The 14276-nt window shown below is 65.9% G+C and carries 12 protein-coding genes; 5 read left to right on the top strand and 7 right to left on the bottom strand.

Going from position 1 to position 14276, the window contains the following annotated elements; translation table 11 throughout:
• On the bottom strand, positions 1-700 hold a 700-nt coding region (locus tag G3N97_RS28660), incomplete at its 3' end, for a helix-turn-helix domain-containing protein (protein ID WP_346778135.1).
• Positions 701-956: 256 nt separating this feature from the next.
• Between G3N97_RS28660 and G3N97_RS28655 the strand changes: the two genes are divergently transcribed.
• The 3 genes from G3N97_RS28655 to G3N97_RS28645 all read left to right on the top strand — a co-directional run bounded on the left by G3N97_RS28655 (position 957) and on the right by G3N97_RS28645 (position 4015).
• Positions 957-1916 (top strand): MBL fold metallo-hydrolase, encoded by a 960-nt coding sequence (locus G3N97_RS28655; RefSeq protein WP_205996354.1) that lies wholly within the window; start codon positions 957-959, stop codon positions 1914-1916.
• A gap of 92 nt (positions 1917-2008) precedes the next feature.
• Entirely contained in the window at positions 2009-3739 is a 1731-nt protein-coding gene (locus G3N97_RS28650) for an FAD-dependent oxidoreductase (RefSeq protein ID WP_205996353.1), read from the top strand.
• Between the two features lie 45 nt (positions 3740-3784).
• Complete coding sequence (locus G3N97_RS28645; RefSeq protein WP_205996352.1) at positions 3785-4015, top strand: DUF2783 domain-containing protein; 231 nt, start codon at positions 3785-3787, stop codon at positions 4013-4015.
• Positions 4016-4104: 89 nt separating this feature from the next.
• Here G3N97_RS28645 and hydA read toward each other — a convergent pair whose 3' ends face one another.
• The 5 genes from hydA to G3N97_RS28620 form a co-directional block, all read right to left on the bottom strand.
• Positions 4105-5562 (bottom strand): dihydropyrimidinase, encoded by a 1458-nt coding sequence (hydA, locus tag G3N97_RS28640; RefSeq protein WP_065057574.1) that lies wholly within the window; start codon positions 5560-5562, stop codon positions 4105-4107.
• Between the two features lie 43 nt (positions 5563-5605).
• Positions 5606-7117: an NCS1 family nucleobase:cation symporter-1 gene (locus tag G3N97_RS28635; protein WP_205996351.1), complete on the bottom strand. Its 1512-nt coding sequence runs from the start codon at positions 7115-7117 to the stop codon at positions 5606-5608.
• A gap of 81 nt (positions 7118-7198) precedes the next feature.
• Positions 7199-8476, bottom strand: coding sequence for an NAD-dependent dihydropyrimidine dehydrogenase subunit PreA (gene preA / locus G3N97_RS28630; RefSeq protein WP_205996350.1), 1278 nt, complete (start codon positions 8474-8476; stop codon positions 7199-7201).
• Positions 8477-8539: 63 nt separating this feature from the next.
• The gene (locus tag G3N97_RS28625) at positions 8540-9934 is read right to left on the bottom strand and encodes an NAD(P)-dependent oxidoreductase (protein WP_205996349.1); all 1395 of its coding nucleotides are present in this window, start codon (positions 9932-9934) and stop codon (positions 8540-8542) included.
• Between the two features lie 171 nt (positions 9935-10105).
• A complete protein-coding gene (locus G3N97_RS28620) occupies positions 10106-11371 on the bottom strand; it encodes a Zn-dependent hydrolase (RefSeq protein WP_065057578.1) in 1266 nt (421 codons plus the stop codon).
• A gap of 541 nt (positions 11372-11912) precedes the next feature.
• Between G3N97_RS28620 and G3N97_RS28615 the strand changes: the two genes are divergently transcribed.
• Positions 11913-12593 (top strand): TetR/AcrR family transcriptional regulator, encoded by a 681-nt coding sequence (locus tag G3N97_RS28615; RefSeq protein WP_241030885.1) that lies wholly within the window; start codon positions 11913-11915, stop codon positions 12591-12593.
• A 47-nt stretch (positions 12594-12640) separates the two neighbouring features.
• Here the strand turns inward: G3N97_RS28615 and G3N97_RS28610 are convergent, their stop codons facing one another.
• Positions 12641-13123, bottom strand: coding sequence for an Lrp/AsnC family transcriptional regulator (locus tag G3N97_RS28610; protein ID WP_065057580.1), 483 nt, complete (start codon positions 13121-13123; stop codon positions 12641-12643).
• 397 nt (positions 13124-13520) lie between these two features.
• Between G3N97_RS28610 and G3N97_RS28605 the strand changes: the two genes are divergently transcribed.
• On the top strand, positions 13521-14168 hold the full coding sequence (locus G3N97_RS28605; RefSeq protein WP_205996347.1) for a LysE family translocator: 648 nt from the start codon (positions 13521-13523) through the stop codon (positions 14166-14168).
• Positions 14169-14276 lie beyond the last annotated feature (108 nt).

Genomic DNA, 14276 nt, shown 5'->3' with positions numbered 1-14276 from the left:
GCAGCGTGCCCGCCACGTCGAGCACAGGCACGCAGACGCTGCTCACGCCGGGGCTCGGCGCGTCGATGCCCAGTTCGAAGCCGCGCGCGCGGATCGTGTCGAGCGCGGCGGCGAAGGCCGCGTCCTCGCGCGGCGCGGTATCGGGCGCATTCGAGGTGCCGCGCCAGACCGGCTGCGACGTCTGGTTGGCCCACATCGCGTGCAATGCGGCGTCGTCGAGATACGCGCAGAACACGCGGCCCGTGGACGTGGCCGGCAGCGACATCACCGTGCCCACGTGCAGGTTCACGTGCAGCGGCAGGCTCGCATGCTCGTAGCGCACGATGGTCGGCCCTTGCGGACCGGCGATGCACATCGCCACGCTGCAGTTGTGCGCCTGCGCGAGCGCCGCCGCGTGCGGCACGGCTTCACGCAGCGCGGCCTGCTGCGCGAGATGCAGCAGGCCGAGGCGCAGCGCGAGCGGACCGGCTTCATAGCGGCCCGAGAGCGCATCGCGCTTGATCAGGCCGAGGCGCGTGAGGCTCACCAGATAGGCGTGCGCCTGGCTCGACGGAATGTCCGCGCCGGCCGCGAGATCGCTGGGCGCGAGCGGCACGCGCGCGTCGGCGAGCATGCGCAGCAGGCGCGCGCCCACTTCCACGCTCTGAATGCCGCGCTGCGTTTTCGCGCCTTCCGTGTCGGCGTTGCGAGGGGTCTTCACGCGTTGTTCCGGGCTGAAAAAGGGTCCATGTTAACCGAAGCGCGCGCGATTTCCCGCTGATCGCCCGCCGATCGTCTGCGCGGGCGAAGGGGCGCAAAGCGCGACCGTCGGTGCGATCCAAAAATTAGCAAATAGCGATAGTATTCGCTATTGACAAATAAAAAACGCTGAACGATCATGGCCTCACCCCGGCAGAACAGCGGATCATTCAAACGAGACAGGGCGACACCCCCCGCCCTACAAACGGAGACTCACGATGGCAAAGGCGTTCGCATCCCAGGCCGACCTCGAAGAGAAGCAGGTCACCTTCACGCAGCTGTCTGAAAACGCATACGCCTACACCACCGAAGGCGATCCGAATTCGGGCGTGATCATCGGCGACGACGGCGTGCTGATCGTCGACACCACGGCCACGCCCGCCATGGCGCAGGACCTCATCGCGAAGATCCGCAGCGTCACCGACAAGCCCATCAAATACGTCGTGCTCTCGCACTATCACGCGGTGCGCGTGCTGGGCGCGTCGGCGTATTTCAAGGAAGGCGCGCAGCAGATCATCGCGAGCCGCGGCACGTACGAGATGATCGTCGAGCGCGGCGAGCAGGACATGAAGTCGGAGATCGAGCGCTTTCCGCGTCTGTTCGCGGGCGTCGAAACGGTGCCGGGCCTCACGTGGCCCACGCTCGTGTTCGAGAAGGAAATCACGCTGTTCCTCGGCAAGCTCGAAGTGAAGATCGCGCATCTGGGCTCGGGGCACACGAAGGGCGACACCGTGGTCTGGCTGCCGCAGCAAAAGGTGCTGTTCTCTGGCGATCTGGTGGAATACGACGCGGCCTGCTATTGCGGCGACGCGCAACTCGCCGACTGGCCCGCCACGCTCGAAGCGCTGCGCGCGCTGGGCGCGCAAAAGCTCGTGCCGGGCCGCGGCCCCGCGCTGCTCAATCCCGCCGACGTGAACAAGGGCCTCGATTACACGAAGGATTTCGTCTCCACGCTGCTCGCGCAGGGCCGCAAGGCGGTCGAACGTCAGCTCGATCTCAAGGAGTCGATGGCGCTCACGCGCGAGGCGATGGACCCGAAATTCGGCCACGTCTTCATCTACGAACACTGCCTGCCGTTCGACGTCTCGCGCGCGTACGACGAAGCGAGCGGCATCACGCATCCGCGCATCTGGACCGCGCAGCGCGACAAGGAAATGTGGGACGCGTTGCAGGATTGAGCGGGCGATGAGCAGGGCGCGCGCGTCGCGGTGTGCACGAACGCACGCACGCGCGCGCTGAATGCCGCTAAAGGCATGGTGGAGACAACACAATGATCGATTATCAGACGCTGACTTTCGACTACACGCGCTGTCGCGAGCAGAACGAGCAGAACGAGCAGAGCGAGCATGCGGATGCGTGCGTGCATCCGGTCGTCGTGGTGGGCGCGGGTCCGGTCGGACTCGCGACGGCCATCGACCTCGCGCAGCAGAACCTGCCCGTGGTGCTCGTCGACGACGATTGCACGCTGTCCACGGGTTCGCGCGCGATCTGCTTTTCGAAGCGCTCGCTCGATATTTTCGATCGGCTCGGCTGCGGCCAGCGCATGGTCGAGAAGGGCGTGAGCTGGAACGTGGGCAAGGTGTTCCGCAAGGACGAACTCGTTTATACGTTCAACCTGCTGCCGGAGAGCGGCCATCATCGTCCGGCTTTCGTGAATCTGCAGCAGTATTACGTGGAAGGCTTTCTGCTCGAACGCGCGCAGGCGTTGCCGAATCTGGAGATCCGCTGGAAGAGCAAAGTCACGGGCATCGCGCAGCGTAACGATGACGATGCAGCCGAGCCGCACGTCACGCTGCAGATCGAGACGCCCGACGGCCCGTATGCACTGCGCGCGCGCTACGTGGTGGCCGCCGACGGCTCGCGCAGTCCCGTGCGCAAGCTCATGGGCCTCGACAGCCACGGCCGCACCTTCAAGGATCGCTTCCTGATCGCCGACGTGAAGATGGAAGCCGACTTCCCCACCGAGCGCTGGTTCTGGTTCGATCCGCCGTTCCATCCGAATCAGTCGGTGCTACTGCATCGTCAGCCCGACAACGTCTGGCGCATCGACTTTCAACTGGGCTGGGACGCCGATCCGGTGCTCGAAAAAACGCCCGAGCGCGTGATTCCGCGCGTGCGCGCGCTGCTCGGCCCGGACGTGAAATTCGAGCTGGAGTGGGTCAGCATCTACACGTTTTCGTGCCTGCGCATGGACAGTTTCCGGCACGGCAACGTGCTGTTCGCGGGCGACTCGGCGCACCTCGTTTCGCCGTTCGGCGCGCGCGGCGCGAACAGCGGTTTCCAGGACGGCGAGAACCTCGCGTGGAAACTCGCGATGGTGCTGGAAGGGCGCGCGCCCGACGCGCTGCTCGACACCTATGCGAGCGAGCGCGAATTCGCCGCCGACGAAAACCTGCGCAATTCCACGCGTTCGACCGACTTCATCACGCCGAAGAGCGCGGTGAGCCGCGTGTTCCGCGACGCCGTGCTCACCCTGGCGCGCGAGCATGCGTTTGCGCGCCAACTGGTGAACAGCGGGCGGTTGTCAGTGCCCGCGGTGCTGCACGAATCCGCGCTCAATACCGCCGACGAAGACGCCTTCGCGGGGCAGATGGTGCCGGGCGCGTCGTGCGCCGACGCGCCGCTCGCCGACGCGCAAGGCCGCGAACAATGGCTGCTCGCGCAACTCGGCAACCGCTTCACGGCGCTCGTGTTCTGCCGTGCGGGCGCCGCGCTCGCGAGCGGCACGCGCGCGGCGCTGGATGCACTCGCGGGCGGTCCGGTGCCGATGCATTTCGTAGCGGTGCTCGAAGGCGAGGGCGCGGCGCCCGCAGGTCTGCCATCGGGCACCTCGGTGTTGTGCGACACGAACGGCCTCGCGGCGCAGCGCTACGACGCGCGCGACGGCGCGTGCTATCTGATCCGCCCGGATCAGCACGTATGCGCACGCTGGCGTCAGGCCGACGCGCCGCGCGTCGAGCGCGCGCTCAAGCGGGCACTGTGCGTGGCGGGCACCGCATGAACTGATCCGACCGCGCGCCTCACACTATCAAAGATGGAGACAACGATGCTGAACACGCAACCCAACCTCGCGCGTCCCGACGACTTCTACGAAGCGCTGATCGACATGCATCGCGATCTGGACGAAGCGCAGAGCCAGTCGGTCAACGCGCAACTGATTCTGCTGCTCGCGAATCACGTGGGCGAGCACGAAGCGCTGATGGACGCGATTCGTTACGCGCGCGCGGGCGTGGCGATGCCGCCCGCGAATGGATCGGTCGGCAAGCTGGCGGCTTGAATCTGAGTTTGGTTTCTTCGATGACGACGATAATCGCGACGGCGAAGCACGCGTGCCTCGCCATCGCGATCCTCATCGACACGCAGCGCTCACTTCACCTTGTCGCCCTCGCGATGCACGGGCTCGGTTTCCTTCAACTGCTTCGCGAGCCGCGACGCCTGTAAATAGCCCGGATTCGCCGGCCGTTTCAGATAGCGCCCCGCGCCGCGCTTCGCGCGCAAATCGCCGTTCGCCCACACCAGTTCGCCTTGCGAGAGCGTGTGCGTGGGCACGCCGCGCACCGTCATGCCTTCGAACACGTTGAAATCGACGTTCTGATGATGCGTCTTCACTGAGATCGTGCGCGTGGCCTCCGGGTCCCAGACAACGAGATCGGCGTCGGCGCCCACGGCCACGGCGCCCTTGCGCGGATAGAGATTGAAGATCTGCGCGGCGTTCGTCGACGTGACGCGCACGAATTCGTTCGGCGTGAGGCGGCCCGTGTTCACGCCCTGATCCCAGAGTATCGCCATGCGGTCTTCCACGCCGCCGCAACCGTTGGGAATGCGGGTGAAATCGTCGCGGCCCATCGCTTTCTGCGAGGCGCAGAAGACGCAGTGATCGGTGGCCGTGGTCTGCAGCACACCGCCTTGCAGACCGCGCCAGAGTGCGTCGCGATGCTCCTTGCTGCGAAACGGCGGGCTCATCACGTGCGCGGCGGCGCGGGTCCAGTCGGGATCGCGATACACGGCCTCGTCGATCACCAGATGGCCCGCGAGCACTTCGCCGAACACGCGCTGACCTTCGGCGCGCGCACGCGTGATGGCGTCGAGCGCCTCTTTCGCCGAGACGTGCACGATGTACACCGGCACGCCGAGCACCTGCGCGATGCGGATCGCGCGGTTCGCCGCTTCGCCTTCGACTTCGGGCGGACGCGAAAGCGGATGCGCCTCCGGTCCCGTGAAGCCGCGCGCGAGCAACTGGCGCTGAAGCTGGAACACCAGCTCGCCGTTTTCCGCGTGCACGGTCGGCAGCGCGCCCAGTTCGAGCGAGCGCGCGAAGCTGTTCACGAGGATTTCGTCGTCGGCCATGATGGCGTTCTTGTACGCCATGAAGTGCTTGAAGCTCGACACGCCGTGATCGTTGACGAGCAGGCCCATGTCGCGGTGCACGCTCTCGTCCCACCACGTCACGGCCACGTGAAAGCCGTAGTCGGCGGCGGCTTTTTCGGCCCAGCCGCGCCACTCGCGGAACGCTTCCATGAGCGGCTGCTTCGGGTTCGGAATCACGAAGTCGATGATCGACGTGGTGCCGCCCGCGAGTCCCGCCGCCGTGCCGGTGTAGAAGTCGTCGTGCGCCTTGGTGCCCATGAACGGCAGCTCCATGTGCGTGTGCGGATCGATGCCGCCGGGCATCACGTACTGGCCGCCCGCATCCACGACGGTGGCGCCCGCGGGCGCGTCGAGGTTTTCGCCGATCGCCTGGATCGTACCGTTTTCGCAGAGCACGTCCGCGCGCCAGGTCTTGTCTGCGTCGACGACGGTGCCGCCTCGAATCAGGATCGCCATGATGCTATGTCTCCTTCGGTTTGAGCCTGAAAATACAGGGGTTTTATGCGCTCGCGATACTCGGCCTGCGGCTCTTGCCGAGCTTCATCAGCACGCCGTAGACCAGTGCCGCGATCGCGAGACCCACGAACCACGCATACGTGTAGAGCGCCTTGAATGCGTCCGGCACCGAGGGAAACGCGCTCGGGAACGCAATGTTCAGAAAGCCCGGCAGATTCGGCAGCACGCCCGCGAGCAGCGCGATCACGGCGGCGCGATTCCAGCCGTTGGTGTAGGCGTATTCGCCGTTTTCCTCGAAGAGCTGCTCGGTGTCGAGACGCGTGCCGCGAATCAGGAAGTAATCGACCATCAGAATGCCCGCGACGGGCCCAAGCAACGCCGAATAGCCGACGAGCCAGGTGAAGATATAGCCCTGCGTGGTGGCGAGAATCTTCCACGGCATCATCACGATGGCGAGCGTGGCCGTGATCAGGCCGCCCGCCTTGTACGAAATACCCTTGGGCCAGAGGCTCGAAAAATCGTAGGCGGGGCCGACGAGATTCGCGGCGAGATTGCAGCACATGGTGTCGAGCGTGAGGATGACGAGCGCGATGCCCACGCCGATGCCTTCCATGCGGCTCGTGAGGTCGATCGGGTCCCAGATCGCCTTGCCGTAGATGACGACGGTCGCCGACGTCACCACGACCGAGACCACGGAGAGCAGCGCCATCGGAATCGGCAGACCGATCGCCTGGCCGACGAGCTGATCCTTCTGCGTTTTCGCGAAGCGCGTGAAGTCCGGAATGTTCAGCGCGAGCGTGGCCCAGAAGCCCACCATCGCCGTGAGGCTCGGCCAGAACGTGATCCAGAAGAGGCCCGCCTTCTTGCCGCCCGGCGCGAATTGCGAGGGCTGCGAGAGCATCGAGCCCACGCCGCCCGCCTTCGAGCAGGCCCACCAGACGAGCGCCACGCACATCACGACCTTGATGGGCGCGGACCAGCTTTCGAGCCAGCGGATCGATTCGGTGCCGTGCAGGATGAAGTAAAGCTGCAGCGCCCAGAAGATCAGGAAGCACGCGCCCTGGCCGATGGAGATGCCGAGAAAGGGCAGCGCGTCGCCGACCAGCGCGTTGTGAAAGAGGATGTTGGCGAGCGTGTAGATCGCGCTGCCGCCGAGCCACGACTGGATGCCGTACCAGCCGCATGCCACGATGGCGCGCAGCATCGCGGGCAGTTTCGCGCCCTGGGTGCCGAACGAGGAGCGCACGAGCACGGCGTAGGGGATGCCGTATTTCGCGCCCGCATGGCCGATCAGCAGCATCGGCACCAGCACGATCACGTTGCCGAGCAGCACGGTGACGACCGCCTGCCACGGCGACATGCCCTGCTCGGTGAGCCCGGCCGCGAGCATGTACGAGGCGATGTTCATCACCATGCCCACCCACAGCGCCGCGAAGTGATACCAGCGCCAGGTGCGCTGCGCGGCGCCCGTGGGCGCGAGGTCGTCGTTATAGAGCTCGCTGGCGCTGCGCCGCGCGCTCGCGTCGCTGCCGCTGCTGGCTGCTGACTGGCTCATGATGCGGATTCTCCGTGGCTTGTCGTTCGGTTTGTGGTTGGCTTTTTTTGTTCAAGTCGACGCGCGCAATTCAGGCCAATTTCAAGCGGCTTTCGGATCGGCCACGCGCGCGGGGTTGTTCGGATGCGTCGTCCAGTTCGCATAGCGGCCCGAATCGACACGCTCCATCGTGATGCATGCGTCGACCGGGCAAACATGCATGCATAAATTGCACCCGACGCAATTCGCATCGACCACCTCGAAGTGACGCTCGCCGTTCTTCGTCGCGGTGATGGCCTGATGCGAGGTGTCTTCGCAGGCGATATGGCACAGGCCGCACTGGATGCAGCGGTCCTGATCGATGCGCGCCTTGATGTCGTAGTTCAGGTTCAGGTATTGCCAGTCGGTCACGTTCTGCACGGCGCGGCCGCGGATCGCGTCGAGATTTGCGTAGCCCTTGTCGTCCATCCAGTTCGAGAGCCCGTCGATCATGTCGGAAACGATTCGGAATCCGTAATGCATCGCGGCGGTGCAGACCTGCACGCTGCCCGCACCGAGCACCATGAATTCGGCGGCGTCGCGCCAGTCGGAAATGCCGCCGATGCCCGAGATCGGCAGGCCCTGGGTTTGCGGATCGCGCGCGATGTCGGCCACCATGTGCAGCGCGATCGGCTTCGCGGCGGGGCCGCAGTAGCCGCCGTGCGTGCCCTTGCCGTCGACGGTCGGCAGCGGCGCCATCGCGTCGAGATCCACGCCCACGATCGAGTTGATGGTGTTGATGAGCGAGACGCCGTCGGCGCCGCCCTTGTGCGCCGCGCGCGCGCCGTGGCGAATGTCCGTGACGTTGGGCGTGAGCTTGACGAGGCAGGGCAGGCGCGTGCCTTCCTTCACCCAGCGCGTGACCATTTCGATGTACTCGGGCACCTGGCCCACGGCCGCGCCCATGCCGCGCTCGCTCATGCCGTGCGGGCAGCCGAAGTTCAATTCGACCGCGTCCGCGCCGGTGTCCTCGACGAGCGGCAGAATCCATTTCCAGTCCGCCTCCGTGCACGGCACCATCAGCGAAACGATCAGCGCGCGGTCGGGCCAGTCGCGCTTCACCTGGGCGATTTCCTTGAGATTGACGTCGAGCGGACGGTCGGTGATGAGCTCGATATTGTTCAGGCCCGCGATGCGCTGGCCGCGCCACGTGGTCGCGCCGTAGCGCGAGCTGACGTTGACCACGTGCGGATCGAGCCCGAGCGTTTTCCAGACCACGCCGCCCCAGCCCGCTTCGAAAGCGCGGTTGACGTTATAGGCTTTGTCGGTGGGCGGCGCGGAGGCGAGCCAGAACGGATTCGGCGATTCGATACCGGCAATCGTGCAGCGCAGATCGGCCATGATGAGGCTCCTTGTCGATTGTTTGTCTCGTGTACGTGCGTGCGTGGCGCGTCAGCGTTGCGCTCAGGCCGCCCGCTCGCTTTGCGCGGCGAGCCAGCGGTCGATGGCGCGCGCGGCGAGCTTGCCGTCCTGCACGGCCTGCACGGTGAGGTCGGTCGCGCCGTGTCCGGCGCAGTCGCCGCCGGCCCACACGCCCGCGAGCGAGGTCGCGCCATCGGCGTCCACGGCGATGCGCGTGCCGGCGTCGTTCAACGCGAGCGCGTCGAGACCTTCCGGCAAGAGCGTCTGGCCGATCGCCTTGAGCACCGCATCCGCCTCGATGCGTTCGATCTCGCCGGTTCCGTGCAGCGCGCCGTTCGCATCGAGCGCGCTGCGTTCGAACTCGATCGCCTCCACGCGGCCCGCGCCTACGATGCGCAACGGTTTCATCCACTCGACGATGCTCACGCCCTGGGTTCGCGCGAATTCCTGCTCGGCCCACGTCGCGCTCATCTGCGCGCTGCCGCGCCGGTACGCGAGTGTGACGTGCTCCGCGCCGAGCTTGCGGCTTTGCACGGCGGCATCGATGGCCGTGTTGCCGCCGCCGATCACCACGACGCGGCGGCCCACGGGCAGCGCCGCGAGATCGCGTGACTCGCGCAGATCGGCGATGAAATCCACCGCGTCGCGCACGCCGTCGAGCGCTTCGCCTTCGATCTTCAGCGCCTGCGTGCCGCCCAGCCCGATGCCGACGAACACGGCGTCGAAGTCCGCGCGCAGCGTATCGAGCGCGATCTCGCGGCCCAGACGCTGCCCTTGCTTCAACTCGATGCCGCCGATCGAAAGCAGCCACTCGACTTCGCGCTGTGCGAAATCGTCGACGGTCTTATAGGCGGCGATGCCGTATTCGTTGAGGCCGCCGGGCTTCTCGCGCGCATCGAACACGCTCACCGTGTGGCCCGCGAGCGCGAGCGTATGGGCGCACGCAAGCCCCGCGGGACCCGCGCCGATCACCGCGACCTTGCGGCCGGTTTCGCTGGTGCGTTTGAAAAGCGGCGGCGCGCCCTCGCGTTCGCGCGCCATCTGGAAGTCGGTGGCGTGGCGTTGCAGCGCGCCGATGCTGACCGGTTCGCCATCCTGATGATTTCGCACGCACGCGCCTTCGCACAGAATCTCGGTCGGGCACACGCGCGAACACATGCCACCGAGCGGATTGGCGCTCAGGATGTCGCGCGCGGCGCCCTTGAGATTGCCGTTGCCGATCTTGCTGATAAAGCTGGGAATGTCGATGCCGGTGGGGCAGGCCGTGACGCAGGGCGCGTCGTAGCAGTAGTGGCAGCGATCGGCGGCGACGATGGCCGTGTTGGCGGAAAGCGGTGGCGCGACGTCGGCGAACTGGCAGCCGAGTTCCGCTGCGCTGAGTCGTCCAGCGGCGATGCCGGGCGTGGCGCGCGCGTTGTTCTTCGTGGAGTGGGACATCCGGATGCTCCTTGCGAGGCAAAACACGGGTCCGCCGGCCGCGTGCGCGAGGCAGCGCGGCCGGTACGTGGGGACAAAGCGGAATCACTGCGCGGCTCTGTGGCCGCTGGCATTCAGTCGACGATCAAGCTGTGTTCAAGCGATGTTCATGCGATGTTCAAGCGCGAGCGGCTAGCCAGGCTCGTTCGCGCGTTCGAGCATCGCGTGCAGCAACACGTTCGCGCCGGCCTCGATCCACTCGGGTGTCGCGTCCTCGATTTCGTTATGGCTGATGCCGTCGATGCACGGCACGAACACCATCGACGTGGGCGCGACGGTCGCGAGATAGCACGCGTCGTGGCCCGCGCCCGAAACGATGTCGCGATTCGAATAGCCGAAGCGCTCGGCCGCCGCGCGCACCGACTTCACGCAGGCGGCGTCGAACGGCACCGGCGCGTAGTAGAAAATCTGCTCGACTTCGGCTTCGAGCTTGCCTTGTTCCGCGATCTTCGCGATGCCTTCGCGCAGCTCGGCGTCCATCTTCGCGAGCACGGCGTCTTCGGGGTGACGGAAGTCGATCGTGAAGAACACGCGGCCCGGAATCACGTTGCGCGAGTTCGGATGCACCTGCATCATGCCGACCGTCGCGCACGCGAGCGGCGCATGACGCAGGCCGATTTCGTTGACGAGCTGCACCACGCGCGACGCGCCGAGCAACGCGTCGCGGCGGCGTGGCATCGGCGTGGGACCGGCGTGCGCCTCCTGGCCCGTGAGCACGACTTCGTACCAGCGCTGACCTTGCGCGTCGGTCACCACGCCGATGGTTTTCTTCTCCGCTTCGAGAATCGGCCCTTGTTCGATGTGCAATTCGAACGCCGCGTGAATCTTGCGTCCGCCTACCGGCAGGTCGCCCGCGTAACCGATGCGCGCGAGTTCCTCGCCGATCGTCTTGCCGTCGACGTCCTTGCGCGAGAGGCCGTAGTCGAGCGTGAACACGCCCGCGAACACGCCCGAGGCCACCATCGCGGGCGCGAAGCGCGAGCCTTCCTCGTTGGTCCAGATCACCGTTTCGATCGGATGCTCGGTCTCGATGCCGTGGTCGTTGAGCGCGCGGATCACTTCGAGTCCGCCGAGCACGCCGTAGATGCCGTCGAAGCGGCCGCCGGTCGGCTGCGAGTCGGCGTGCGAGCCGGTCATCACGGGCGGCAGGTCGTTGTTGCGGCCCGCGCGGCGCATGAAGACGTTGCCCATGCGGTCGACGCTGATCGTGCAGCCCGCTTCCTTCGCCCACTTCACGATCAGATCGCGGCCCTGCTTGTCGAGGTCGGTGAGCGCGAGGCGGCACACGCCGCCCTTCGCGGTTGCGCCGATCTTCGCCATCTCCATCAGGCTGTCCCAGAGGCGCTGGCCGTTCACGTGGATGGCGGTGGTCAGCGCGGCGTCGCTTACGGTGTTCATGCGGGGCTCTCCTTATCGTGGGGCGGTGCGGCGCGCGTGCGTCATCCGCATCGCTTTCTTCATGCGAATCGCGCAATGCGTGCGCGCCGGTCGTGCATTCGTGCCATCGTCTGGGGCGTGTTGCGCAACGGCGGTGCATGCGCGCGACGCCCGTTCGGCCCGTCGATTGCTCGCTTGCCGAATCCTGTCCGATTGGACAGGTTGTAGACGATAAACTTTGCGAATTCAATGCGGTGTTGCGAGCGAAAAGCGTGCCATCCATGTTGCAGTGCGCGAAAACTCATTCATTTGCGCAGGCGAGCGCGAGCGGCATGTGAGTGTTTATCCTGGGGTGCGCGGTAGAACCGACGCAGTGCTACGCGTCGTTCACGCGCGCTGACTACAATGAAGCCGGCATCGTGATGTATCGCGCTGCATCGAGCGTTTGTGCGCGTTCGTGCGCGTTCATGCGCCTGCTGCTGCGAGGCGATGCCTTTCTCACTCGACCGGACCGATCACCATGCGCGACGACGACACGACCACGCCAGCCGCGAATCTCGCGATGCGTCAGGCAGGCGCCGACGCTGATGCAACGCACAAGCCGCGACGCAAGGCATCGATTCGCGCGTCGAACGAAACGCACTTGCTCGCCTGCGCGGAAGCCGTGTTCGCCGAGCGCGGATTCGAGGGCGCGAGCACGGCGCAGATCGCCGAACGCGCCGGTCTGCCGAAGGCGAATCTGCATTACTACTTTCCGACCAAGCTCGCGCTTTACTGGCGCGTGCTCGACGACGTGTTCGAAGAATGGAACGCCGCCGCCGACACCTTCGACGCGAGCGACGACCCCGTCGAAGCGATCGGCGGCTACGTGCGCGCGAAGATGGCGCTGTCGCGGCGCCGGCCGCTCGGCTCGAAGGTGTGGGCGAACGAGATCATCAGCGGCGCGACGCATATGCAGGACATTCTGCTCAAGCGCGTGAAGCCGTGGATGGAGTCACGCGTGACGTTGATCGAGCGCTGGATCGCGGAAGGCGTGCTCGCGCCGGTGGAGCCGCGCACGCTGCTCTACATGATCTGGGCGACCACGCAGCATTACGCGGATTTCGAAGCGCAGATTCGCGCGCTCTCGGGCAAGCGCGCGCTGAGCGCCGCGAGTTTCGACGCGACCACGGACGAAGTCGTGCGGATGATTCTGCGCGCGAGCGGCGCACGTTCGCCGGATTCACGCGGTCGGTCCGCGTGAATTTCGCCAATTGATACGGATGCCGAACTAATTGACGAAGGCGTGCATCACACCTGCATCGACGCCACGTCTTTCATGCAACGCAGCGCGAACATCGAGCGGCTGTGACGGATGCTCGAAATGCGATAGAGCTTTTCGCGCAGGAAGCGCTCGTAGCCCGCGGTGCCGTCGACGGCCACCTTGATCCAGTAGTCGTATTCGCCCGACACCAGATACGCCTCCAGCACTTCGGGCAGCGCGGCCAGCTCCGCGCCGAAGCGCGCGAGCGCGTCGTCTTCGTGGCGGTCGAGCGTGACTTCGAGAATCACGATATCGGCGAAACCGAGCTTGCGCTGGTTCACGAGCGCCACGTAACCGTCGATATAGCCGTCGGTTTCCAGCTGGCGCGTGCGGTTCCAGCATGCCGTGGTCGACATGCCGACCTGTTCGGCGAGTTCGGCGTTCGAGAGGCGCGCGTTCTGCTGGAGCGCGCGCAGGATCTTGAGATCCTGGTTGTCGAGCGTTTTGGGCGGGCGTTCGCGAGCGATCATGGTGGAAAAGAATCTTGTACAGGGAAATTCGATTTTAGCGGAAGGAGATTCCGGTCGCAGGCGGTATTTGCCGGAAAACAGGAAGCCTATCCTGCGGCTTCGGCGGGATAATTTACCCATGCCTTCTTGACCGGCACGACTCACGCGGCCACCTCCCCGCGTCGAGGCGCGCCGCCGCAGCCACAAGCTACGGTGGACCGTCAGGGCCGATTCTCCGTTGCACCCTGCGGCGGCCAACCGGACGTTGCGTGCGTTTATCGCGCAGCAGCGACGTCCGATCGGGCAAGAAGGCTAATAAAAACCGCGCACGATCTGCGCGGTTTTTTGTTGCCCGGGCGTTGCGCTTATCCGCGCGCCGCCTCCGTTGCTCACACTTCTCGCCGTCGAATCCCGCAACATGTCGCTTCAGCTGTATCTATCGTTTCTCGCCGCCGCGCTCGTCCTCGTCTACACGCCCGGCCCCGTCAACGTGCTCACGATGAGCCAGGCCATTCACGCGGGATGGCGGCGCGCGCTGCCCTGCGTGTGGGGCGGCACGCTCGCCGTGCTGCTGCAACTCGTGCTGACGGCGTTCTGCCTGAATTCGCTGCTGCTCATCAGTGAGCATTCGCTTACGGTGCTGCGCTGGGTCGGCGCGGCGTATCTCGTCTGGCTGGGCTGCAAGCAGTGGCGCAGCCGCTCGCTCGGCGGCGCGCAGCCGCATGCGCTGGATCAAGGGCAGACGGCGGAGCCGGCGCTCACTTCGCATCGCGATCTGTTCTGGCGCGGGTTCGCGACGTCGGGGCTGAATCCGAAGACCTTGCTGTTCTTTCCGTCGTTTTTTCCGCAGTTCATCAGCGCCGATGCGGCGTGGAGCGCCAATCGCCAGTATCTGGTGCTGGCCGCGACGTTCGCGCTGCTGTTCGCGGGCGGCGTGGCGTCGATGGCGCTGTTTTCGCACCGTCTGCGAAACGTGCTGCAACGGCCGCGCCGACTCCGCGCGGTGAACCGGCTGATGGGCGGCCTGCTGGTGGGGATGGGGGCGATGATGGCCGGGCTGCGCTAGTCGCGCGGTCGCCCCGATGCGGAAACCGGCGGGCGTTGCGCGCCGCCGGTCAGGCGCAATGCGCTCAGGGCGCGGAGCTGACGGCGACGCCCGACGCGCCTTGCGCGC

Origin of the sequence: Paraburkholderia sp. Ac-20347 (assembly GCF_017104805.1) — a bacterium.
GTDB classification, from domain to species: Bacteria; Pseudomonadota; Gammaproteobacteria; order Burkholderiales; family Burkholderiaceae; genus Paraburkholderia; species Paraburkholderia tropica.
This window is presented reverse-complemented; position numbering and strand designations above follow the sequence as displayed.